The following is a 22,126-nucleotide window of genomic DNA, read 5'->3' on the forward strand; positions in this document are numbered from 1 at the left end:
AGCTCCAGTGCTTCCGGCGACTGGGCCTCGCGCACAAATCGCTCACGCCAGAACAAGTCCTCGCTTGAGCCCGAGACGCGCCTGAAACTCAGTTGGAATATCGTCCCAGTGCTCGACGAGCAGGTCGACGAGCTGGCTGCCATTGATCAGGCCGATGCGTGGAAAGCCCGACTCGACCGCAACTTCCAAGGCTTGTTTCTGGAAATCGGCCGTCGTGATGAAGGCGCCCTGCCCGCCGAACGGAATGGCTTGGCGGAGCGCCCGAACGGTGCCGGCGGATATCTTGCTGCCAATCTTGTAGCGCTTAGCCTGAACGAAGATCTTCACCTTGGCGAGGTTGGACGCATTCAGCTCGCCGGTTGCATCCACGCCCCCGTCTCCCGTCATCCCGACGACTTCGGAGCCTTCGAAACCGAGGGCCGTCAGAAGATGGCCGACGAGGATTTCAAACTCCTTGTCATCGAGGCGCAGTACCTGTTCGAGGACTGCGCCATAGGGGTCATAGGCTGCGGCAACGCGAGGCGGTAACTCGGAGACCTGCCCCGTGGCCAAGAGCACTTCATCCGCCTGCGAGATTCCGAAGACGGTCAGGGATGCGCGCAACGTGTTCTGGAGCGGGACGGAAAGACTGCTGCGGATCAGAGGTTTCTTGAACCAGTTCACCCTGCGCCGATGCGGCAGGGGGCAGGCTGCATCGTCAGGCTGCCAATAGTACGCACCCTCGACCCTCCCGCACCGGAGCAGTTCCGTGTTGGCGTCTGGCGTGATGACGAGATCACCAGCCGCCATCTCAATGACGAAGCGCGCGATTTGCCCAGTCTGCTGGCCAACGACATAATTGCTGTGGTCCGGGAAGGCCTGTCGGTACCGTTCGACAAGCTTCTGCCGGTCCTTGTCCTCAGCCAGATCGGGAATTTCGCCCCAACCAATGGCGACATAGCCGCCCTGCACAAATGCTTCTGCATAGCGCCCGCTTTCGGCGCGCACACACCAGGCACGAGCGGAGGAGAGGGCGGCGTTCATTCTGCGGCCTGCTTTCGTGCTTCTGCTTCCCAGATCCGCACCTCGCCTGACATCAATCGAGGCAGCAGATAGTCGCGGCTGTCGACGAGGGTAAGGTTCTCGGACAGATTGTGGTCTACCAGTTGGTACAGGCTCGCTGCGAGGTCATCAAACCGAGCGATAGCCGGCATCGGAGGCGTGACAACATTCACTTCGTGCACATGATTTCTATTGAGCGTCGGCACCGCGGACCCCGCATTATAGGACTGAAGGTCCAGGCCTCGAAGCAGGTGGTATGCGTAGATCGGCGTTGAGCGAGGAAACTCCTTGACCCAAAGGGAGGTATTGAGGGGCCAAAAATCCTGATGAACTAAGAAGACGTTGCCTAACACCCCGCTTCGTCCAGTGCACACGCCGGGCGCCCGCACTTTGTACTCGTTATGCATTCCGTTGGGGCCACTTGCAGCGATAACGGGATAGGCCCCGTCGGTCCGGTCTGGTTTCGGAAGGTCAAATCCACGCTGGAGCACGAGACTGTCTCGGAGTGGTCGTAATTCCCAACCTTCCGGCAATCCCTCAAGTCCAAGTTCATCGGGGAACAGCGCGGCAAGCTCAGCCGCTCGGGCGGGGTCTGTGGTCACGCCGCCCATGATGGCGACCGGGTCGGTGGCGCCCTCGATCTTGCGGCGGACGGGGCCGAAGTCGACGAACCAGTCGCGGAAGATCGCCTGCGCCATGGCCTCCAGCGCTTCGTTCAACCTCTGGTTCAGCTCGATCTTCTCGTCGAGGCCCATAAGGAGGTTCGCGAGCATCTGCTGCTCTTCAAAGGGAACATCCGGGATAGGCAGCGACACCAGACGGTCAGTCGAGAGAACACCAGTGCCATGGCCAGCTGCGCTCACCCGTTCGAGTAGCTGAGTTCTATTGGCCAACAAGGCATAATAGAGAAAGTGAGGATCGATTCCGTTATTCGCGACTACGGCTTTGATGTCCTGATTGAAGGTGAGGGGTGTATCGCTAAAGACCACGCGTATTTCGGTGTGCAGAGACATCCCTCGAACAGCAACGAAGCTTGAGTGAGCCGGAGCCAGCCGAGTGCCGTTGCCAATTGCTTCGGTTGCAACGCTCTGGTCCGTCTCGCCAGTCCACCGTCCCATGTCTTTGGGAGTCAACCAAGGCACTCGGCCGTCCCAAAGTTTCGGCTGGGTTTTGCGCGGCGTTCCACCAGAAAATAACCTGGCTACCTTGCTCAGCGGCACAGTCTGGAATGCGGTCATTTCCGGAGTCCGCTTAGGGCCACAGCGATCTTGGCCTGCAAAGCAGCCCCCTCTGCGAACTGCTCAGTGAGTTTCTCCCTCAGCGCCCCGAACCGCTCCTCAAACGAAACGCCATCATCCTCCGCATCTTCAGCCCCGACATAGCGCCCCGGCGTCAGCACATGGCCGTGGCCGCGCACCTCCTCCAGCGTTGACGAGCGACAAAATCCCGGTTCGTCGGCATAGGGCTCGACGCCAGCCGCCTCGTTCGCCTCCGGCTTGTTCCGCCAGCGATGATAGGTCGCTGCGATCCTGGCGATATCCTCGGCCGAGAACTCGCGCCGCGTGCGGTCCACCATGCGGCCGAGCTTGCGAGCGTCGATGAACAGGATCTCGCCGCGCCGGTCGCGGTGGCCGTTGGCGCTCTTGTTGCGGGCCAGGAACCAGAGGCAGGCCGGGATCTGGGTCGAATAGAAGAGCTGGCCGGGCAGCGCGACCATGCAATCGACGACGTCGCGCTCGACCATCGCCTTGCGGATCTCGCCCTCGCCGGACTGCTGGGACGACATCGAGCCATTGGCGAGGACCACGCCCGCCGTCCCGCGCGGGGCGAGGTGGTGGAGGATGTGCTGCAGCCAGGCGAAATTGGCGTTGCCCTGCGGCGGCGTGCCGAAGGCCCAGCGCGCGTCACCTTCGAGCTGCGGCTGCCACCAGTCTGACACGTTGAAGGGCGGGTTCGCCATCACATAGTCGAACTTCAGCTGCGGGAAGGCGTCGCGAAGGAACGAGCCCTCATTGTTCCAGGCGATGTCGGCGTCGATGCCGCGCACCGCGAGGTTCATCTTGCAGAGTTTCCAGGTGGTGTGGTTGCGCTCCTGGCCATAGATGGCGATGTCGCTGCGCCGGCCCTGATGCACCTCGACGAAGGTCTCGGACTGCACGAACATCCCGCCCGAGCCGCAGCAGGGATCATAGACACGGCCCTTGGTCGGCTCCAGCATCTCGACGATGGTCCGCACCACCGAACGCGGCGTGAAGAACTCGCCGCCGCGCCGTCCTTCGGCGCCGGCAAACTGCGAGATGAAATATTCATAGGCGCGGCCGAGCAGGTCCTGCGCCCCGCCATGGCTCGCCTTCATGTCGACATTGGAAAAGAGGTCGACCAGTTCGCCCAGCATGGTCCTGTCGAGTTGCGGCCGGCCATAGATCTTCGGCAGGACGTCCTTCAGGACCTTCACATTGGCCCGCTCGATGGCCTCCATGGCATTGTCGATCAGCCCGCCAATGTCGCCCTTGCGCTCGCGCCCGGTGGTGACGTCGACGAAGTTGATCTCGGGCCGCTTGGCGTTCGCCTGGAGATGCGCCCAGCGCGCCTCGGGCGGTACCCAGAACACATGCGCGGCGAGATATTCCTCGGGGTCCTCCGGATCGGCATAGGGCGTCGCCTGGAGCTTCTCATGCTGCGCCTCGAAGGCCTCGGAGATGTATTTGAGGAAGATCAGCCCGAGGGCGACATGCTTGTATTCGGACGGCTCCAGATTGCCCCGCAGCTTGTCGGCGGCCTTGAACAGCTCAGCCTCGAACCCGAGATCGCCGCCATTGTTCGATTGCGCTGATGCCATGAAATCTCCCCCGTGCAATTGTTAGGCGGTCGATGGGCCGGGTGCAATCGCTGCATCCTGCGGTCCTTCGATCTTGTATCTCGGCAGCTTGTCGATGGCGTTGGCCTTGGCGGTGATGGAAACCTCGCCATAGGCCTCGGCCACGGTTCGCGCTGCATGGCCCTGGATGGCATCACGCACGCCCGGATCGATCCCGGCATCGCGGCAGACGCTCTTGAAGCGATGTCGCCAGCCATGGTTCGGCGCGACGCGCGGGTCAGCCACCACCTGCCGCACGAATTCGGCCAGACGGTTCTTGAGGCCCTGGAGGGGGCCGAGAACATCGCCATCCTTGGCCGGGATCAGGAACAACGGACCAGGTTCCGCGCGGTCGACGAAGTCGATAAACCCTTGCTCGACGAGATGTGGGTGGAGCGGCACGTCGCGCGCTTCGTCCGTCTTCACGGTCCCGGCATCAGGCGTGATGTGGATGACCGAGCGGCCGGCCTCATGGCGGATATCCTGCTTCCGAAGCTGCGCCAGCTCGCCCACACGGCCGCCCGTATAGGCGCAGAGCCAGGGAACCCAGCGTTTCGCGGCTGCCGTGGTCGCGCGCTCGTCGCCGCGTTGATGGTTCGCGGCATGACGGAGGATCGTTGTTGCCTCCTCCTCGGTGAAGCCCGGATTGCGCATCCGCTTCGTCTTGCCGATCTTCAGCGTCACCTCTTTGGCCGGGTTGCTCCAGAGCTTCCGATTGTCGACAGCCCAGTCGAACACGACCTTCAGCCCCGCAAGATCGCTTCCCTTCACGGTCTTCGGCGAGATCGGCTTGCCGTTCCTCGGGTTGATCTCGGCCAGCCGGGCATCCTTGAACGCAATCACATCCTCGGGCGTCACCTTCAGCGCATCGTCATGGCCGAGGTGCTTGATGAAGCGCGCCATCGTGTTGGCGTAGCTCTCATGCGTGCTGGGCTTGCGCCCGGTCGCCTTGGCCTCAATCCACCAGCCCTCGACAAGACCTGTCAGGGTCACGTTTCCGGCGCCGGAGGGCGACCGATGAACGGCCTGGCTCGATTTGGGTTCTGGAGCCGGCGCGGGCGCTTGCCATTCCGGATAGCGCGTCACATGCGGGTCTGGACTGTAGTCGCCGGTCGCCCGGATGCTCAGCAGATCAGCGGCCTTGAACAGCGCCGCAACGACGGCCTGGACAAAGGCAGCCCGGCTCTTGGGGCTCAAACGGAGGCCTTCCGAAGCCAGAAAAGCGTCGGCGTCGAACAGCGACTTCAAGGCGCGCTCAGCCGCCTTCGGATCGAAGCGCGGGCTCGTTTTGCCGTCGCCATCGGGATCAAGGTAGTCGGCAGCGTCGCCTAAGAGCGTTCGGAACCGTTGCCAATCCCGAGGACGGCCCGGCTCGTCCTCGTTTGCCGAGACGAGTTGACGATAGGCGACTCCTGCGAGGGCTTGGATCTGCTTGAACGAGAGTTCGACCGGCCCGGTTCGCTCGGCCTTGAACAGCGCCTCGACTTGGGCCGCTACGGCAGCATGTCGCAGATTGGTCAGGGATTTGTCGGCGGTTTGCAGCGAGAAGCCGATCAGCGTTCCCGCCTTCGCTTGAACCGCGATATCGGGTGTTCCAACTTCGCCGCTCGGCAGGCTGAACCGGAAGCTCCGGCCTGCCATTCGCGCCACCAGATCGGCCGGAACGCGTCGGACAAACTGGTTGTTGGCAGAGCCGTTACGTTTGGTAGATCGGGCCATCCTCAGCACCATGTTTGGCACCCCTGTATAGCAGTCGGGGTGGACTAAGTCCCTGATATGCCGAAAACATCAGGGACTTCAACGGTGCGTAAGGGAAATGGTGCCCAGAAGAGGACTCGAACCTCCACGACTTGCGTCACACGGACCTGAACCGTGCGCGTCTACCAATTCCGCCATCTGGGCTTCGGGGCGGATGCTTAAGGGTGCTCCGCCGGCTTGTCAATCGCGAGGTTGGATTTCAGAGTGGATAGCCGGATTGGCGGGCGAGATCGAGCAGCGAGACGGCCGGGCGCGGGCCGACATGGGTGATGACTTCGGCCGCCACCAGCGAGCCGAGCGCGGCTGCCTGCGTCAACTCAAAGCCGCGCGCGACGCCGTAAAGAAAGCCGGAAGCGTAGAGATCGCCGGCGCCGGTCGTGTCGACGACATGGTCGACCTCGGTCGCCGGCACCTGCTCGATGCCGTCCGGCGTCACCACGAAGGAGCCTTCGGCCCCGACCGTCACCGCGGCGATCCGGCATTCCGAGCGCAGAGCCTCCAGCGCGGCGCCAAAGCTCGACGTCTCGTAGAACGCCTTCAGCTCGGCGTCGTTGGCAAAGAGGATGTCGATCGTGCCGTCGCGCAGGAGGCGGCCGAAATCGGTGCGGAAGCGGTCGACGCAGAAGGCATCGGAGAGCGTCAGCGACACTTGCCGGCCGGCCTTGTGGGCGATTCCCGCCGCCTTGTGGAAGGCGTCGCGGGCGCTCGGCGCGTCCCAGAGAAAACCTTCGAAATAGGTGATCTTGGTGTCGGCAACGAGCACCTCGTCGATATCGTCCGGCCCCAGCGCATGGCAGGCGCCGAGATAGGTGTTCATCGTCCGCTCGCCGTCCGGCGTGATGAAGATCATCGAGCGCGCGGTCGGCAGCGTTCCGGCGGCGAGCGCGGGCACGTCGAAGCGGGCGCCGATCGCCCGCATGTCGTGGCGATAGACGGCACCGAGCTCGTCATCGGCGATCTTCCCGACATAGGCGCAGGCGCCGCCGAGCGAGGCGATGCCGGCGATCGTGTTGCCGGCCGAGCCGCCCGAGGCCTCGATCGCCGGGCCCATCGCCTCGTAGAGCCGCTTCGATTCGGTCATGTCGACCAGCCGCATCGAGCCCTTGGTCAATTTCTGCTCGACGATGAAATCATCCTCCGCCCGCGCCAGGATGTCGACAATGGCATTGCCGATGCCGAGGACGTCGTGGCGGGCTTCCGTCATGGAGTTTCCTGATCGAGGCGGGCCGCATGGCGGCAGGATGGGACGGAGGCGGACTATACAGCGGGTGCTTCGCCGTGCAACCATTCCAAGCACTGCGTCGGCGTGGCTTTGTGGCCTTGCGGTACGGCTTTTCCATGCCCAAATCCCGGGGCGCTGTCCGATCCCGAGGCGGCTCCCGGAGATGAACCTTGCTGAGCGCCGCCCTCCTTGCCCTCACCGAGATCCTGACGCCGCCCTTCCGCGCCGTGCTGTGGAAGTCGCTCGGCCTGACGGCGCTGCTGCTGGTGCTCGCCTGGGTCGGTCTGCAATATCTCGTAACGCATTTCGTCACCTGGCCAGACCAGCCCTGGATCGAGACCTCAGTCGCCATCGTCTCGGGGCTCGGCTTCCTGGTTGGGCTCGCCTTCCTGATCGCGCCGATCTCGGCGCTGATGGCCGGCCTGTTCTCCGACGACATAGCGAGCCTCGTCGAGGCGAAGCATTATCCGCAGGATCCGCCAGGGCGCGGCCTTTCGCTCGGTGCCAGCCTCCTGGGCACGCTCGGCTTCACGGCGACGGTAATCCTCGTCAACCTCATCTGTCTCGTGCTGCTGCTCGTCCCCGGCGTCAACCTCGTCGCCTTCTTTATCGGCAATGGCTATCTGCTCGGGCGGGAATTCTTCGAAGCGGCCGCGGCTCGTTTCGTCGGTGTCGAGGGCGCGCGGGCGCTGCGGCGCGAGAAGGCGGTGACGGTGATGCTCGGTGGCTTCGTCATCGCGCTGTTTCTGGCGATCCCGATCGTCAATCTGCTGACTCCGCTCTTCGCCACGGCCTTCATGACGCATCTGCATAAATACGTTACGGGATCGCGGCCGATCGACCCGGTTCGCGTCTGAGCGCTATCGCCGCTTGGCTGTAGCGCCTAGTCTCCGGCTCCAAGACGCGTGTCCCCGGAGCCCCCATGCTGACCGATCTGCTGCTGGCGATTGCCCATCATCTGCTGATCTTCATCCTCTTCGCCATCCTCGCCGTCGAGCTCGTCTGGCTGAAGCGCGACATCACCCGTGACGGTCTCCGCCGCCTCGCCAAGGTCGACATGGCCTATGGCATCGTCGCCGGCCTGATCGTGATCATCGGCGTGTCACGCGTCTTCTTCGGGCTGAAGGGCTATGAATATTACGTCGAAAGCCATTCCTTCTGGGCGAAGATGGTTGCCTTTCTCATCGTGGGGCTGCTGTCGATCAAGCCGACGCTCGCGATCCTCGCCTGGAACCGGCGCGCGGCCCGCGAGCCAGGCTTCCTGCCCTCGGCGGCGGAAATATCCGGCGTCCGCCGTTATCTGCACATCGAGGCGACGATCTTCCTGCTGATCCCGATCTTCGCAGCGGCGATGGCGCGCGGCTATTGATCCAGATCGGGGTCAGGACGGTTGTGCCCTCGATACGATCCATCAAATGCCGATACCCAAGCCCCTGAAGCGGAGCGCCAAAAAGGCAAGCCATCCGATCGATTTCGGTGCCTTGGCGAAGCTGGAAGGCGATGGACAATACATTCGGCTTGTTTAATTCTGCCGCCGCAGGATAGCGCTCCGCGCGTTCTCCGATTGTCTCTCACTTCGATGTTGGCAAGGTTGACCTGATGAAGGGTCTTGTAGTTCTGGCGCTTCTTGGATGCCTCGCGTATGTCGGGTACATCGTTTTACCGAGCGCACCGGAGCGGCCGGAGGAGGCTCCCGCCGCTACCAGCGTCTCGGTCGTTCACCCGCTGCGCAAGGACCTCGCTTCGGTCATCGAGGTGACGGGCAGCCTCATGCCCAGCCAGGAAGTGCAGGTTCACTCGCTGGTGGCGGGGTACGTCAAGGATATCCGGGTCGACATCGGGGATCACGTCAAGGGCGGCGACCTGATCGCCACGCTGGAGGTCATCAACCTCGAAGGGCAGCTTCAGGCCGCCAAGGACGCCAACCGCGGGCTCGGGTCCGCCGATATGGGCGCCGGGCAAGGCGCGACCGCGACGCCGGCGGCCGCGACCCCCGGGAGCCCTGCGCCGGGAGCCTCCGCCCCGAACGTCTCCAACACGTCCATTTTCGCGCCGTTCTCGGGCGTCATCACCCAGCGCAACGCCGACACGGGAACGCTGGTCCAGACCGGCATCTATTCGAGCACCCAGAGCCTGCCGCTGGTGACATTGGCGCAGGACGACTTTCTCCGGGCCTCCTTTCCCGTTCCGGAGACCGCGCTTGGTAAATTCCGGATCGGCGAGGAGATCGAGATCGACATCCCGGTCTTGAAACGCAAAATCACGGGCAAGATCGCCCGCTCTTCCAACCAGATCGCCAGCGCAACCCGCACGATGGATGTCGAGGTCGACATACCCAATCCCGACCTCTCGCTCACGCTGGGTCTTTACGCGATCGCCTCTTTCCCCCTTGAGCGGGCGAATGGCGCGCTGGCGCTTCCGGTTCAGGCGATCCGGACGCCCGACGATCCGAGCGTGCTGGTCATCTCCGGGGCAGGCCTGCTGGAACAGCGCCCCGTGAAGCTGGGCGTCGAGACCCCGTCCCTCATACAAGTCGTGTCCGGTGTCGCGGACACGGATCTGGTCGTGCTGGGCAACGCCTCGGAACTCGAGCCCGGCATGAAGGTCGCTCCCCTCGAGTTGCCAGACCCCGCGGCAAAATAACCCCCGGCCGCTGCGGCAGAGAATAGACATCATGGCGCGCTTCGCTATCCGATACCCGTATCTTGTGCTCGTGGCGTGCCTGGCGCTGGTGGTTTTGGGCATCACGACGCTGGTCAGGATGCCCGTGGACCTGTTCCCCGAGGCGCCGATCCCGGTCGTGGTCGTGGCTACTTTCTATTCCGGCATGCCGCCCGAGCAGGTCGAGGCGAGCATCACCGGGCGGTTCGAACGGTTCTTCACGCTCGCCGGTGGCATCGACCGCATCGAGTCCCGCTCCCTGCCCGGCGTCAGCCTCATCAAGATCGTGTTCAAGCCCGGAACCGACGCCGATAGCGCGGTCAGCGGGATCTCCAACCTGGCCATGGCGAACCTGCGGCGCCTACCCGCCGGCACTTTGCCTCCGGTCGTGCTGAAGTTCGACGCCTCCGCCCTGCCGGTCTGCCTCATCACGCTCTCCGGGCTGGGGCTCGACGAGACGCGTCTGCGCGACCTCGGCCAGTTCTCCATCCGCAACCAGGTCGCCGGCGCGCCCGGGGCTTCGGTCCCTCAGCCCTTCGGCGGCAAGTACCGGCAGATCATGGTCTATGTCGACCCGATGAAGCTGGAATCGCGGCAGCTGAGCCCGATGGATGTCGTGACGGCGCTGCAAGGCGCCAACGCCATTCTGCCGGCGGGCAGCGTGACGATTGGCCCGATCGACTACACCGTCCAGGCGAACTCGCAGCTCAATACGCTGGCCGAGATTGGGCGGACGCCGTTGAAGTCGTTGCCGGCGGGGCAGGTGATCGTGGCGGATGTCGCCGCGGTGAAAGACGGGGCGGCCATCCAGACCAGCATCGTCCGGATCAACGGCCAACGCTCGGTCTACCTTCCCGTGCTCAAGCAGGGCGGCGATTCCAACACCATTGAGGTGGTGCAGGGCATTCGCAAGGCGGTGGAGGATCTGACCGGCCTGCCGCGTTCCCTCAAGGCCAATGTCGTCTTCGACCAGTCCACCTTTGTCACGGGCGCTATAGCAACCCTGATGAAGGAGGGGATTCTCGGCCTCGCCCTGACTGTCATGCTGATCCTGGTCTTCCTCGGCAACGTCCGGGCGACCATTGCCGTCTTCCTCTCGATTCCGCTCTCCGCGCTGGCGGCGTTCATGATCATCGGATGGACCGGCGGCACGGTGAACTCCATGATGCTCGGCGGGTTGGCGCTCGCCTTCTCGCGCCTCATCGACAATTCCGTCGTGGTGCTTGAGAACATCTTCCGCCACCTCGAGGAGGGTGCCGATCCCGGGACCGCCGCCATCAAGGGCGGCGAGGAGGTTGCCTTGCCCGTGCTGGCCGCGACCCTGGCCACAGGCATCGTCTTCTTCCCTGTGACCCTGCTCGCCGGGGTCAGCCGATACTTCTTCGGTTCCCTCGCCGCAGCCGTCGTCATCGCGCTTGCGGCCTCCTACCTGGTCGCGATGACGGTGGTTCCGCTTTACTGCGCGCTGTTCATAAAGAGCGCTCCCGCCGGCGAGAAGACAGGCGGCCGCCTCGCCCGGCTATGGGCACGATTCCTGGCTTCCTTCGACCGGGTCTTCCGCGCCTTCCTCGAATGGTTCGGAAGTATCCTCGACAAGCTTCTCACCCGTGCCCGGACAGTCGTCGCGGTGATCCTGTTCGCCTGCGTCGGCTGTTTCGCGCTGCTCCCCTTTCTGGGGACCTCCTATTTCCCCCGGACCGACCCGTCGCAGTTCGTCGTCAGCGTGAAGGCGCAGCCCGGCACCAGCGTGGAGGAAACCGAGAAGATGGTTGCCAAGATCGAGTTCCTCGTCCGGCGGATCGTGCCCGCCGCCGACCTCGGCATGATCGTCTCCAACATCGGCAACACGGCCGATCTGTCGGCGATCTACACCAGCAATTCGGGCTCGCACACGGCTACCGTACAGGTCAGCCTCGCCAAGGGTCATCGTCGCGGCAGCTACGAGTACCTCGGTCTTGCACGGGAGGCGATCGCGGCCGAGCTTCCGGAGCTTTCCGTCTATCTGCAGGCGGGCGGCCTCGTGGACTCCGTTCTCAACATGGGGCTGCCGGCGCCGATCGACCTGCAGTTCACGGGCAAGGACCAGAAAGCGGCCTTCGCCTACGCCAAGAAGATCATGGCGAAGGCGCGCTCGATTCCCGGCATCGGCGACATGATCATCCCCCAGGACCTTGAGGCGCCGATCCTGCAGGTGACCGTCGATCGCACGCAGTCCGGCATGCTGGGCGTCACCGCCAAGGATGCCACCAGCAATTTGGTGACCGCGCTGGTGTCGAACGCGATGATCCAGCCCAATTACTGGATCGATCCGGCGACCGGCATCGACTATCTGCTGAGCGTTCAGTATCCCGAGGGCCGCGTCCGCAACCTCAACGACCTCAAGGCTATACCCGTCCGCGCTTCCGTCCGCCTCGATTCCGTGGCCAGCGTCACCAAGCTGGAAGGCCCCACGGAGATCGACCATTACCAGCTTCAGCGCATCGTCAACCTCTACGCCTCCACCAAGGGCGAGGCGCTGGGTCCAGTGGCGCACGCCCTCAACCAGCTCATCGCGGAAAATCCGCCGCCGGCCGGCGTGCGCGTTGTCATGCGGGGACTGGTCTCCACGATGCAGGAAACCTTCACCTCGCTGGGATGGGGCATCGCGCTGGCCATCCTGCTCGTCTACCTCGTGCTCGTCGCGCAGTTTCGTTCCTTCACCGATCCCCTGTTCATCCTGCTCGCCGTGCTGCCAGGTCTCTCGGGGGTGATCGTGATGCTCCTGCTCACGGGAACCACGCTCAACATCATGTCGCTCATGGGCGTGATCATGATGATCGGCATCGTGGTGACTGACAGCATCCTGATCGTGGAGGCCACATCGCGGCTGCTCGGGCAGGGGCTCGTCCTGCGCGAGGCAGTCTTGGCGGGCGTCAAGACCCGTATGAGGCCGATCCTGATGACGTCGCTGGCGACCGTGGCCGGGCTCCTGCCCATGGCGCTGAAGCTCGGCACGGGAAGCGAATCCTATGCCCCGCTGGCGCGCGCGATCATCGGGGGCGTCTCGGTCTCCATGGTGGTGACGGTCATCCTCGTGCCGTGCGCTATCTATCTGATGCGCTCACGAAAAGGTGCAGTCCCAGCCTGATACCGCCGAGACGCAGCCAGATCTTCGTTATGTGCCCAGGTGTGTAAGAGACCTGCGGGACGTGCAGTTCCGAGATTGCTTCGACTATGCTGCGCAGCCCCTCCCCGAAAGGGGGAGGGAATCCGGGGGGCTCCCGCTTGTCTATGGCCCCGGCATCAAGGAGGCTTCGGCTTTGCCGAAGCTGACCCCGCCCCGAAACCGCCATGCGGTTTCGACCCGCCTTCAAGGTGCTGGCTCAAGCGAGAGTCTGAATCTGCAATATTCCAGGATCGCTTCGATTATGCTCCGATCCGTCACAGCAGGCTCATCGAGGCGCGGCCATGGAATGACGCTCATAGGATCAGAGCGAATCGTTTACCGGACGGATCCGGCCAGCAGCATCGCCGCGCTCGCCTTCGGCGCGCTGGTCGGGGGTGCATTGTCTCCTCTTTGCGTTCTGGCCTGGTCGATAATCTTCGGTCACGGAGACATCACCGTGTCAGTGAACGATATCATCCTTGGTTTCTATATCTTCACGGTCTCATCCTTCGTCTGGCTTTTTGGTCTGACATTCCTCGCGGCGCCGATCTGGATCGTTCTCCACTGGCGGAATTGGCGGGATGCGCGCGCCGCCATTCTATTTGGTGCCGGCCTTTGCTTTGCGGTCGGCTTCGCGTTGTTCGGGCTGCTGGCGGATAATCACGCCAGGGGGTCTGACGCGATGTTTGTGGGCGGGAGGCTGACAATTCTTGGCTGGCAATCGGCTGCCGAAGCCGGCCTGTTCCTCGCCGTTCAGGGAGCCATTGTCGGCTTCGCCGTCTGGCGTTGGGCCTATCGAAAGCAAGTTAGCTGACGTCCGTTCAATCGTATTGCCGTCTGGAGCCGCAAGAGTTCACCACCCGCTCCCCTTCAACCCTCCCCTTGCGGGAGGGTCAAATCCGCGCAACCGGATTGGGGAGGGGTCGCTTTCGCACCGGCCTGGCTGCCCGCCGGGGCCTGCAATGATCCACGCCCAGCACCGCGACCCCTCCCCAAATCCGCTTGCGCACTTTCGGCCCTCCCGCAAGGGGGGGGCTCAAGGAGACCGTCGCTCTTCACCCCACCACCTTCCCCTCCCACCGACAAATATCCCGGACGATACAAACCGCACAGTCCGGCTTCCGCGCTTTGCAGACATACCTTCCATGCAGGATCAGCCAGTGATGCGCGTGGAGGCGGTAGGGCTTCGGCACGACCTTTTCCAGCCCCGCCTCGACCACCACGACGTCCTTGCCCGGCGCCAGGCCCGTCCGATTCGAGACGCGGAAGATGTGGGTGTCGACGGCGATGGTGGGGTCGCCGAAGGCGATGTTGAGGACGACATTGGCCGTCTTGCGGCCGACGCCGGGTAGCGCCTCCAGCGCTTCGCGGCTGCGTGGGACTTCGCTGCCATGGCGCTCGATCAGCAGTTGCGACAGCGCGTAGACGTTCTTCGCCTTGTTGCGAAAGAGGCCGATCGTCTTGATGAAGTCGCGGATCCTATCTTCGCCGAGCGCCACCATCTTTTCCGGCGTGTCGGCGAGCGCGAACAGGGCGCGCGTTGCCTTGTTGACGCCGGCGTCGGTCGCCTGCGCCGAGAGCACGACGGCGACGAGCAGCGTGAACGGATTGACGCTTTCCAGTTCCCCCTTCGGCTCGGGGTCGCGCGCCTCGAAGCGGGCAAAGAAGGTCTCGATCTCGGCCTTCGACAGCAGGCTCGCGCGCCGCGACGTTTTTGCAGGGCCGGGGCGGCGAGCTCCGGTCGGAAGGGTCTTCGCTTTCGCCATCAGTCCTCTATACTTTGCCGTCATGAGCGATCGCAATCAGGACCCTGCGCCGGATGTCCTTTTCGAAGCCGTGCTGAAGCCGCACCGCTCGCTGTCGCCGCGCGGCTTCGGCTTGCTGCTGATGTTCATCGCCTCGACCTGCTTTATAGGGGGGCTGCTGTTCTGGTCGATGGGCTATTGGCCGATCGCCGTCTTCTTCGCCCTCGACATCGTCGCCATCCAGTTCGCCTTCCGGATGAACTATCATTCGGGCCGGGCGATGGAGATCGTCACGATGACCCAGCAGAGCCTGACCGTGCGACGCGTCGCGCCGGACGGGCGCCTGCAGGACTTCGCCTTCAACCCCTATTGGGCGCGCTTCGAGGTCAATCGACACCCGGAATGGGGCGTGATGCGCATGGCGTTGACCTCGCATGGCAAGGCGCTCGCCATCGGCGATTTCCTCGGCCCCGACGACCGCGACAGTTTCGCGAAGGCGTTTCAGGAGGCGCTGAAGGCGGCGCGGGGAATGCCGGAGGTTCACGGCGTCGCTTGAGCGTCCCCGCCGTGGCCGGACGGATGCCTCGTCCGCCGCTGGGGGCATCGCCTTCGCTAGCCGGCGTGCAAATCGTCGGCCGCGATGTCGAGCAGGCGGTTCATCGCCGCGCGCGCGCCAGCCGTATCGCGCATGCGGATTGCCTCCAGCACGCTTTGATGGGCGGCGAGCGCCCGTGACTGGGCCTCCATCAGCCGGTTCGTCACCAGGAATGAGGCGCTGAGCGCCGCCTCCAGCATGCCAACCAGCCCCTTCAACACGACATTGTGGCTGGCGCCGATCAGGCTGCGATGGAAGGCGAGGTCGGCGCGGCAGACGCCTTCGAGATCATGCGGGATCGAATCGCGCATCGCATTGAACGCCGCTTCGATCGCCGCCAGATCCGAGCCGGTGCCGCGCCGCGCTGCGAGTTCGGCGGCGGCGGGCTCGAAGATGCGACGCGCCTCCAGCAGGCCTGCGACCAGCTCCGTGTCGTTCTGGATATCGGGATGCCAGCTCAGCACGACGGGATCGAGCAGGCGCCAGTCATCGCGCGGCAGCACACGCACGCCGACCCGGCGCCTTGCCTCGACGAGACCCTTGGCCGACAGAACCTTGACCGCCTCGCGAATGGAGGTGCGGCTGACGCCCAGCAGGGTGCAGAGTTCTTCCTCGCGCGGCAGCATGTCACCGGGGCGATAGGTGCCGCCGAGGATGCGGCTGCCCAGCACGTTCACGACCGAATCATGGACGCGGCTGCCGCCGCCCGCGGCCTCGGCCGGCCGCCAGGCCTCGCTGTCGCCATCCGCCGGACGGGCTGTCATGTTCGTCCCCCGCATTCCTTCGGCAGCCGGACCTGCGACGATGTCGAAGACGCGACCGTCATTCATGATAGAGCACCGACCGGCCGCCATCGACGACGATGCAGGCCGCGTTCAGGAACGGCGCCTCGTCGGACGCAAGAAACAGCGCGGTCATCGCGATCTCGTCCGGCTTTCCGATGCGCTTTTGCGGATGCAATTCATAGGCCCGTCTTTTTTCGGCTTCCGGATCGGGAAAGCCGTTCCAATAATCGATCGCGATCTGCGTCTCGATATAGCCCGGCGCGATCGCGTTCACACGCAGGCCGCGGGCAGCATATTCAATGCCGAGCGCCCGGGTGAGGCCGAGCAGGCCATGCTTGGCAACGGGATAGGGAAAGCAGCCGGGAATGATCGAGAAGCTGTGCGTCGAGGCGATGTTGACGATCGCCCCATGGCCCTGATCGAGCATCGCCGGCAGGACGGCGCGGCTCATGCGCCAGACGCCGTCCAGATCGATGTCGAAGCAGCGGCGCCATTCGGCCTCGCTGGTTTCGAGCGGATCATGGAAGACGTTGATGCCGGCATTGTTGACCAGGACGTCGATCCGGCCGAACGCCGCCAGCGTCGCGCTCGCCACCGCCTCGACGCTGTCGGCGCTGCGCACGTCGCAGGGGAGGAACCGGGCCGACGATCCCTCCGGCGACAGGCTGGCCGCGACCGCCGCCCCCGTCGCGGCGTCGATCTCGGCAATGACGACCCTCGCGCCCTCCCGGTGGAAGGCGCGCGCCGTGGCCTCGCCGATGCCACGACCGGCGCCGGTAATGATCGCGACCTTGCCTTCAAGCCTGCCGCAACCATCGGATCTTCCACTCATGGCCGCCTCACCAATCCACCACCGTGCCATCGCCCAGCACGGCATTCTGCGTGTGCAGCACCTCCTGCGCGAAGGGATGGCGGTCGCAGACGGCCTCGTCGACCTCGATGCCCAGGCCGGGCGCCTCCGGCACCTGCCAATAGCCATCCACCATGCGGATCGGCCCCTGGACGACGTCGAAATACCAGGGCACTGCGCCGACCATCTCCTCCTGGATGACGTGGTTGGGCGTCGATACGGCAAAATGCAGGGCCGCCACGCCGGCGATCGGTCCGAGAGGATTGTGCGGGGCGACGCCGACGCCGACGGATTCGGCATGGGCCGCGATCTTCTTCGCCTCCAGCAGGCCGCCGCAATGGCAGATATCGGGCTGGATGATGCTGACCGCGTTCGCCGCCAGGAGCTCGACGAATTCGCTGCGCTCGACAAGCCGCTCGCCGGTGGCCAGAGGCACGGACGAGCGTGCGGCGATCGCCTTCAGCCCGGCTGTATCGCCCGGCGGCAGCGGCTCCTCGACGAACATCGGCCGCGCCGGGGCCAGCGCATCGATATAGGCGAGCGCGGCGCCGATCGAAGCCGGGCGGCCGTGAAAATCGACCATGATCTCCACCGTCGGACCCACCGCCTTGCGCAGGCCCTCCATCAGCCGGGCGACCTTGTCCACGTCCGGCAGCGGCGCATGATAATGCGTATAAGGGATGAAGACGGCCTTGAACGCGCGATAGCCCTTCTCGATGACCTCGCGCGCCCGCTCGACAAGCGGGTCGGCTTCCAGCGTCTCATAGACGGCGCGCATGTCGCCGAGGCCCAGATGCGTATAGACGCCGACCTTGTCGCGCACCTTGCCGCCGAGCAGCCGCCAGACCGGGACGCCGAAATCCTTGCCCAGTATGTCCCATAGCGCCATTTCGATCCCGGAAATGGCGCTCATGCCGATCGCCCCGAGCCGCCAGAAGGATTGCTTCTTCATGACGCGCACGGCCTGCTCGATATCGCGCGGATCGCGGCCAAGGAGAAGCGGCGCCAGATCCTCGACGGCACCGACGACGGCCCGCGTCTTCCATTCGAGCGTCGCCTCGCCCCATCCATAGAGGCCCGGCGTATCCGTCAGCACCTTGACGAACACCCAGTTGCGCATTTCCGCATTGACGATGCGGGTCTCGATACCGGTGATCTTCAAGGCGTTCCTCAGCTGCATTAGATCATATCTATATCGACAATAAGCGACTTGCTGGCCGGATACAACGACCTTCGAAACAAAGGCATGAAGCCGATATTGCGCCGCAACAGGCTGTTGCAATGCACACTATGTTCTTCGCTCTGGCCGTTGACCGCCAGTTTTAAACATCGTATCTAACTTTCGTTTGATCAGACATAAACAGTCGATCGAGCCGGCCACGAGGAACTTAAGTCCGGCCGTTTCCAGCCGCGGAGGCGGTTTTGGAACACTTCATCATCCGAGGGGAGGACCGAATGAGATTCGCCAAAAAGCTCGCCGTCGCCGCTCTGGCCGCCGCATCGTTCGCGTCGGTCGCAGCCCCGGCCCGCGCCGATTCGATCGGCATCGGCGCCATCTATCTGGACGATGTCGGCTTCTATGCTGCCGTCCGCAAAGGCATCCAGGACGGCGCCAAGTCGATGGGCCGGGAGATCAACCTGCTGGAGACGAACGCTCGCGCCGACCCCGGCGCCGAGGCCTCGTTCATCGACCGGCTGATCTCGGCCAATGTGAAGGCGATCATCCTTTCCGCCGTTTCCGCGGATGGTTCGGTGCGCGCGATCAAGCGGGCGCATGAAGCCGGCATTCCGGTCGTCTGCTACAATACCTGCATCAATGAAGCGGACATGAAGCAGTATGTCTTCGCCTACGCTGTCGCCGATCCGAAGGAATTCGGCCGCAAGCTCGGCGACGTCGCTGCCGATTACTTCGTCGAGAAGGGCATCAAGGCACCGAAGATCGGCGTCTTGAACTGCGAATTCGTCGAGGTCTGCGTGCTGCGCCGCGAAGGCTTCGAGGAAGCGCTGAAGGCCAAGGTTCCGGGCTACGTCATTGCCGGCAACCAGCGCGGCACCGTTCTCGACGAGGCGGTTTCGGTCAGCGACCAGATGCTGTCGGCCAACCCCGATATCGACGCCTTCTTCGGCGAGGGCGGCGATGCCGGCACCGGCGCCGTGCGCACCATCAAGCAGCGCGGCCTCGCCGGCAAGGTCGTCGTCTTCGCCGCCGACATGACCTCGTCAGCCGCCGAGGCGCTCGCCGACTTCACCGTGATGAAGGCGATCGCCGACGTGTCCGGCCAGGGCATCGGCAAGCTCGCGCTCGAGCAGGCGCTGAAGGGCGCCGACGGCCAGAAGATAGACAACATCGTCGTGCCGATGAGCATCTCGATCTTCAAGTCGCCGGAAGAAGCCAAGGCCTGGCTTGCCGCCCATCCCGACGGGCTTTCCTGATCGCCGCTTCCTCCCGAGCCATGCGATCCTGGCCGCCGCCCGGTGCGGCGGCCATCTTGACCTGCGGAGACGAAATCATGCCCAGAATGCTCGCCGCCTATCTGCCCGGAAATTCCACCGTGGACATGCGCGAGATCGACGTCCCGAAGCCGGGCGTCGGCGAAGTGCTACTGAAGATGAGAGCTTCCGGCATTTGCGGAAGTGACATCCACTACATCTACCACAAGCACCTCGGCGACGATCCGCGCACCTCCTATCAGGGGGTGGTAGCGGGACATGAGCCGGCCGGCGAAATCGTAGAACTGGGCATCGGTTGCCGGCATTTCCGACCCGGCGACCGCGTCGCCGTCTATCATATCTCCGGCTGCGGCTTCTGCCGCAATTGCCGCAAGGGATTCCAGATCTCCTGCACCGACCCGATGCGCGCCGCCTATGGCTGGCAGCGTGACGGCGGCCATGCGGAATATATGGTCGCCGACGAGCGCGACCTCGTTCACCTGCCGGATTCGCTCAGCTACCGCGACGGCTGCTTCATTTCCTGCGGCGTCGGCACGGCTTATGAAGCCGTGCTGCGCGGCAACATCTCCGGCAGCGACGCCGTCCTCGTCGTCGGGCTCGGCCCGGTCGGCATGGCGGCGCTGATGCTGGCCCGCGGCCGGGGCGCCCGGGCGACGATCGGCGTCGATGTCCAGCCGGAGCGCGTCGAGACGGCCCTCAAGCTCGGCCTGCTCGACCATGGCCTCATCGCGGGACCGGATACGCTTGGCGAGATCGAGGCGCTCACCAAAGGCGGCGCGGCCGTGACGATCGACTGCTCCGGCAATCCGCGCGGCCGGGTGCTGGCGCTGCAGGCGACGCGCACCTGGGGGCGCTGCGTCTATATCGGCGAGACCGGCATGGTGCAGTTCAATGTCAGCGATGATCTGCTGCACCGCCAGCGCACCATCTACGGGTCCTGGGTCACCAGCGTGCACAATATGGATCAGTGCTGCGAGGACCTCGATGCCTGGGGCCTGCATCCGCACGACATCATCACCGATGCCTTCCCGCTGGAAAGGGCGCCGCAAGCCTATGCGCTGATGGCGGGCGGGCGTTCCGGCAAGGTCATCATCGAATATCCGGGCTGAGCCATGGCCGATTTCGAGATCGCCAACGCGGCGCTCCGTCTCGCGGTCACGACCACCGGAGGCTCGGTCTGGCGCTTCGCCACCTCCGCCGGCGAGCCGCTCTTTCGCGCCCCGCCGGCCGGACCGGACAGGGCTCCCCTCGCCTCCGGCTGTTTTCCGCTGGTGCCGTTCGGCAACCGCGTCCGCGACAATCGCTTCTCATTCGAGGGGCGCGATTACGCATTCGAGCCGAACATGGACTGGGACCGTCACTATCTCCATGGCGACGGCTGGACCGGCGAATGGGAAGCTGCCGAGGTAACACCAACCTCGCTTGCCCTCCGCTATCGCCACGCAGGCGGCGGTACACCCTATCGCTACGAGGCAGAGCAGCTCTTCTCCCTCGACGGCTCGACGCTGACCACATCCCTCTCGATCACCAATCGGGGGCCGCTTGCCCTGCCGTTCGGCCTCGGTTGGCACCCCTATTTCCCGTTGACGCCACAGACATCCCTCAAGGCGTCCGCTTCGCACTACTGGGACGAGGACGAAAGCTGGCTGCCGACAACACGCCATCCCGTCGGCGGCGCGATCGACTTCTCGTCCCCCGCGCCCCTTCCGCGGCGATGGGTCAACACCCTGTTCGAGGGCTGGAACGGCGAGGCCGAGATCATCTGGCCGGAGCGCGGGCTGGCGCTCGCGATCGCCGCCGATCCGGTCTTCTCGCGCTATCTCGTCTTCGTCTCCGATCCCGCTTTCGACCCGGGCTATGATTACGACTTCTTCTGCTTCGAGCCGATGAGCCACAGCGCCGATGCCCATCATACGGACGATGGCGGACTGATTCGGCTGGAGCCCGGCCAGAGTTTTTCCGGCACCGTCCGCTACAGTTGCAGCCATCACGGCGCGCCGACCCAACAGGATCCTTCGCGATGACTGAAGCGCCTCCAACTTCCGGCCGACGCGGCAGCCGTCTCCTGTCGCTCGACATGAACGAGATCGGACTGATCGGCATCCTTCTGCTGCTTTATTTCGGCTTCGGCCTGACCACGAATGGCTTCCTGTCGGCCAACAACCATCTCTCGCTGCTGCGGGACGCGGCCTCGATCGCCATCGCCGCCTGGGCGGTGACGCTGATCATCATCGCCGGCGAGATCGACGTCAGCGTCGGGCCGATGGTGGCGTTCACCTCCGTGTGCCTCGCCTTCATGCTCAAAGCGGAAGTCAACGTCGTCGTCGCCATCGTCGCGGCGCTCGCGATCGGCGGAGCATTGGGAACCCTGGCGGGGTCGCTCAGAGCCTATTTCGGTATGCCGTCCTTCGTCGCGACGCTGGGCCTGTGGAGTGCGCTGCGCGGCATGTCGTTCTTCACGACCAATGCCCTGCCCGTGACCTTCAAGGACAATGCGCTGCTCGACGTGCTCGCGGACAACATTCTCGGCATACCTGCCTCGGCCATCGTCATGCTGGTGCTGTTCGTCATCTTCGCCTTCATCAGCCGGAAGACCGCCTATGGCCGTTCGATCTATGCGATCGGCGGCAATGCGAGCGCCGCGGAGCTTTGCGGCATACCGGTCGCGCGGATCCGCGTCCTGATCTTCACGACGTCCGGCGTCATGGCGGCGCTGGCCGGCGTGCTGCTCACGGCCCGGCTCGGCTCCGGCAACGCCGGCACCGCCAATGGGCTCGAATTCGACGTGATCGCAGCCGTCGTCATCGGCGGCACGTCGCTGTCGGGCGGACGCGGCTCGCTGCTGGGAACGCTGCTCGGCGTCTTCGTGATCACGCTGATCGGCAACGGCCTGGTGCTGCGCGGCATCAATCCGTTCTTCCAGGAGGTCGTGCGCGGCGTGATCATCGTCGCCGCGGTGCTCGCCAACATCCTGATCGCGCGCTATCGCAAGCAGAGCGCCTGACCGGAGGAGGTC

Annotated in this window: 19 protein-coding genes and 1 tRNA gene; 10 read left to right on the top strand and 10 right to left on the bottom strand. The window is 64.4% G+C overall.

What is annotated here, in order from left to right; translation table 11 throughout:
* Nucleotides 1–42: 42 nt before the first annotated feature.
* The 6 genes from OSH05_RS09465 to OSH05_RS09490 form a co-directional block, all read right to left on the bottom strand.
* Nucleotides 43–1,023 (bottom strand): restriction endonuclease, encoded by a 981-nt coding sequence (locus OSH05_RS09465; protein ID WP_104219437.1) that lies wholly within the window; start codon nucleotides 1,021–1,023, stop codon nucleotides 43–45.
* Complete coding sequence (locus OSH05_RS09470) at nucleotides 1,020–2,279, bottom strand: restriction endonuclease subunit S (RefSeq protein ID WP_104219436.1); 1,260 nt, start codon at nucleotides 2,277–2,279, stop codon at nucleotides 1,020–1,022. Before OSH05_RS09470 ends, OSH05_RS09465 begins: the two co-directional genes overlap by 4 nt.
* Nucleotides 2,276–3,880 (bottom strand): class I SAM-dependent DNA methyltransferase, encoded by a 1,605-nt coding sequence (locus tag OSH05_RS09475; protein WP_104219435.1) that lies wholly within the window; start codon nucleotides 3,878–3,880, stop codon nucleotides 2,276–2,278. The genes OSH05_RS09470 and OSH05_RS09475 overlap by 4 nt, the downstream gene beginning before the upstream one ends.
* A gap of 21 nt (nucleotides 3,881–3,901) precedes the next feature.
* Nucleotides 3,902–5,539 (bottom strand): site-specific integrase, encoded by a 1,638-nt coding sequence (locus OSH05_RS09480; RefSeq protein WP_266352135.1) that lies wholly within the window; start codon nucleotides 5,537–5,539, stop codon nucleotides 3,902–3,904.
* A gap of 176 nt (nucleotides 5,540–5,715) precedes the next feature.
* Nucleotides 5,716–5,800: transfer RNA gene (locus tag OSH05_RS09485), tRNA-Leu, on the bottom strand.
* A 55-nt stretch (nucleotides 5,801–5,855) separates the two neighbouring features.
* Nucleotides 5,856–6,860 (bottom strand): adenosine kinase, encoded by a 1,005-nt coding sequence (locus OSH05_RS09490; RefSeq protein WP_104219433.1) that lies wholly within the window; start codon nucleotides 6,858–6,860, stop codon nucleotides 5,856–5,858.
* A gap of 188 nt (nucleotides 6,861–7,048) precedes the next feature.
* On the opposite strand from OSH05_RS09490, the gene OSH05_RS09495 reads away from it, so the two are divergent.
* The 5 genes from OSH05_RS09495 to OSH05_RS09515 all read left to right on the top strand — a co-directional run bounded on the left by OSH05_RS09495 (nucleotide 7,049) and on the right by OSH05_RS09515 (nucleotide 13,498).
* Nucleotides 7,049–7,735 (top strand): sulfate transporter family protein, encoded by a 687-nt coding sequence (locus tag OSH05_RS09495; RefSeq protein WP_104219432.1) that lies wholly within the window; start codon nucleotides 7,049–7,051, stop codon nucleotides 7,733–7,735.
* 65 nt (nucleotides 7,736–7,800) lie between these two features.
* Nucleotides 7,801–8,247, top strand: coding sequence for a DUF2214 family protein (locus OSH05_RS09500; RefSeq protein WP_104219431.1), 447 nt, complete (start codon nucleotides 7,801–7,803; stop codon nucleotides 8,245–8,247).
* A gap of 230 nt (nucleotides 8,248–8,477) precedes the next feature.
* Complete coding sequence (locus tag OSH05_RS09505) at nucleotides 8,478–9,521, top strand: efflux RND transporter periplasmic adaptor subunit (RefSeq protein WP_104219430.1); 1,044 nt, start codon at nucleotides 8,478–8,480, stop codon at nucleotides 9,519–9,521.
* 31 nt (nucleotides 9,522–9,552) lie between these two features.
* Complete coding sequence (locus OSH05_RS09510; RefSeq protein ID WP_104219429.1) at nucleotides 9,553–12,666, top strand: efflux RND transporter permease subunit; 3,114 nt, start codon at nucleotides 9,553–9,555, stop codon at nucleotides 12,664–12,666.
* Nucleotides 12,667–12,991: 325 nt separating this feature from the next.
* The gene (locus OSH05_RS09515) at nucleotides 12,992–13,498 is read left to right on the top strand and encodes a hypothetical protein (protein ID WP_133163117.1); all 507 of its coding nucleotides are present in this window, start codon (nucleotides 12,992–12,994) and stop codon (nucleotides 13,496–13,498) included.
* A gap of 241 nt (nucleotides 13,499–13,739) precedes the next feature.
* On the opposite strand, the gene nth is transcribed toward OSH05_RS09515, so the two are convergent.
* A complete protein-coding gene (gene nth / locus OSH05_RS09520) occupies nucleotides 13,740–14,450 on the bottom strand; it encodes an endonuclease III (RefSeq protein WP_104219427.1) in 711 nt (236 codons plus the stop codon).
* A 22-nt stretch (nucleotides 14,451–14,472) separates the two neighbouring features.
* On the opposite strand from nth, the gene OSH05_RS09525 reads away from it, so the two are divergent.
* A complete protein-coding gene (locus tag OSH05_RS09525; RefSeq protein ID WP_266352136.1) occupies nucleotides 14,473–14,985 on the top strand; it encodes a DUF2244 domain-containing protein in 513 nt (170 codons plus the stop codon).
* Nucleotides 14,986–15,041: 56 nt separating this feature from the next.
* On the opposite strand, the gene OSH05_RS09530 is transcribed toward OSH05_RS09525, so the two are convergent.
* From OSH05_RS09530 to dgoD, 3 genes are read right to left on the bottom strand one after another with little or no spacing between them, the layout of a single operon-like run.
* Nucleotides 15,042–15,788: a FadR/GntR family transcriptional regulator gene (locus OSH05_RS09530; RefSeq protein ID WP_266352137.1), complete on the bottom strand. Its 747-nt coding sequence runs from the start codon at nucleotides 15,786–15,788 to the stop codon at nucleotides 15,042–15,044.
* Between the two features lie 58 nt (nucleotides 15,789–15,846).
* Complete coding sequence (locus tag OSH05_RS09535) at nucleotides 15,847–16,641, bottom strand: SDR family oxidoreductase (protein WP_104219425.1); 795 nt, start codon at nucleotides 16,639–16,641, stop codon at nucleotides 15,847–15,849.
* Between the two features lie 7 nt (nucleotides 16,642–16,648).
* Complete coding sequence (gene dgoD, locus OSH05_RS09540) at nucleotides 16,649–17,839, bottom strand: galactonate dehydratase (protein WP_266352138.1); 1,191 nt, start codon at nucleotides 17,837–17,839, stop codon at nucleotides 16,649–16,651.
* Nucleotides 17,840–18,114: 275 nt separating this feature from the next.
* Here dgoD and OSH05_RS09545 point away from each other — a divergent pair, with 275 nt between their 5' ends.
* The 4 genes from OSH05_RS09545 to OSH05_RS09560 all read left to right on the top strand — a co-directional run bounded on the left by OSH05_RS09545 (nucleotide 18,115) and on the right by OSH05_RS09560 (nucleotide 22,114).
* Nucleotides 18,115–19,092 (top strand): substrate-binding domain-containing protein, encoded by a 978-nt coding sequence (locus OSH05_RS09545; RefSeq protein WP_104219423.1) that lies wholly within the window; start codon nucleotides 18,115–18,117, stop codon nucleotides 19,090–19,092.
* Between the two features lie 77 nt (nucleotides 19,093–19,169).
* Nucleotides 19,170–20,219 (top strand): zinc-dependent alcohol dehydrogenase family protein, encoded by a 1,050-nt coding sequence (locus OSH05_RS09550; RefSeq protein ID WP_104219584.1) that lies wholly within the window; start codon nucleotides 19,170–19,172, stop codon nucleotides 20,217–20,219.
* A gap of 3 nt (nucleotides 20,220–20,222) precedes the next feature.
* On the top strand, nucleotides 20,223–21,134 hold the full coding sequence (locus OSH05_RS09555) for an aldose 1-epimerase (RefSeq protein WP_104219422.1): 912 nt from the start codon (nucleotides 20,223–20,225) through the stop codon (nucleotides 21,132–21,134).
* Nucleotides 21,131–22,114, top strand: a complete 984-nt coding sequence (locus OSH05_RS09560) for an ABC transporter permease (protein WP_104219421.1) — start codon at nucleotides 21,131–21,133, stop codon at nucleotides 22,112–22,114. The genes OSH05_RS09555 and OSH05_RS09560 overlap by 4 nt, the downstream gene beginning before the upstream one ends.
* Nucleotides 22,115–22,126 lie beyond the last annotated feature (12 nt).

The sequence above is a fragment of the Kaistia algarum genome, from assembly GCF_026343945.1.
In the GTDB taxonomy this organism is placed as follows: domain Bacteria; phylum Pseudomonadota; class Alphaproteobacteria; order Rhizobiales; family Kaistiaceae; genus Kaistia; species Kaistia algarum.

Excerpts from the sequence above, each read along its gene's own strand:
- OSH05_RS09465 (WP_104219437.1), bottom strand. The coding sequence starts at position 1,023 with ATGAACGCCGCCCTCTCCTCCGCTCGTGCCTGGTGTGTGCGCGCCGAA.
- OSH05_RS09470 (WP_104219436.1), bottom strand. The coding sequence starts at position 2,279 with ATGACCGCATTCCAGACTGTGCCGCTGAGCAAGGTAGCCAGGTTATTT.
- OSH05_RS09475 (WP_104219435.1), bottom strand. The coding sequence starts at position 3,880 with ATGGCATCAGCGCAATCGAACAATGGCGGCGATCTCGGGTTCGAGGCT.
- OSH05_RS09480 (WP_266352135.1), bottom strand. The coding sequence starts at position 5,539 with ATGGCAGGCCGGAGCTTCCGGTTCAGCCTGCCGAGCGGCGAAGTTGGA.
- OSH05_RS09490 (WP_104219433.1), bottom strand. The coding sequence starts at position 6,860 with ATGACGGAAGCCCGCCACGACGTCCTCGGCATCGGCAATGCCATTGTC.
- OSH05_RS09500 (WP_104219431.1), top strand. The coding sequence starts at position 7,801 with ATGCTGACCGATCTGCTGCTGGCGATTGCCCATCATCTGCTGATCTTC.
- OSH05_RS09505 (WP_104219430.1), top strand. The coding sequence starts at position 8,478 with ATGAAGGGTCTTGTAGTTCTGGCGCTTCTTGGATGCCTCGCGTATGTC.
- OSH05_RS09510 (WP_104219429.1), top strand. The coding sequence starts at position 9,553 with ATGGCGCGCTTCGCTATCCGATACCCGTATCTTGTGCTCGTGGCGTGC.
- OSH05_RS09515 (WP_133163117.1), top strand. The coding sequence starts at position 12,992 with ATGACGCTCATAGGATCAGAGCGAATCGTTTACCGGACGGATCCGGCC.
- nth (WP_104219427.1), bottom strand. The coding sequence starts at position 14,450 with ATGGCGAAAGCGAAGACCCTTCCGACCGGAGCTCGCCGCCCCGGCCCT.
- OSH05_RS09525 (WP_266352136.1), top strand. The coding sequence starts at position 14,473 with ATGAGCGATCGCAATCAGGACCCTGCGCCGGATGTCCTTTTCGAAGCC.
- OSH05_RS09530 (WP_266352137.1), bottom strand. The coding sequence starts at position 15,788 with ATGACAGCCCGTCCGGCGGATGGCGACAGCGAGGCCTGGCGGCCGGCC.
- OSH05_RS09535 (WP_104219425.1), bottom strand. The coding sequence starts at position 16,641 with ATGAGTGGAAGATCCGATGGTTGCGGCAGGCTTGAAGGCAAGGTCGCG.
- dgoD (WP_266352138.1), bottom strand. The coding sequence starts at position 17,839 with ATGCAGCTGAGGAACGCCTTGAAGATCACCGGTATCGAGACCCGCATC.
- OSH05_RS09545 (WP_104219423.1), top strand. The coding sequence starts at position 18,115 with ATGAGATTCGCCAAAAAGCTCGCCGTCGCCGCTCTGGCCGCCGCATCG.
- OSH05_RS09550 (WP_104219584.1), top strand. The coding sequence starts at position 19,170 with ATGCCCAGAATGCTCGCCGCCTATCTGCCCGGAAATTCCACCGTGGAC.
- OSH05_RS09555 (WP_104219422.1), top strand. The coding sequence starts at position 20,223 with ATGGCCGATTTCGAGATCGCCAACGCGGCGCTCCGTCTCGCGGTCACG.
- OSH05_RS09560 (WP_104219421.1), top strand. The coding sequence starts at position 21,131 with ATGACTGAAGCGCCTCCAACTTCCGGCCGACGCGGCAGCCGTCTCCTG.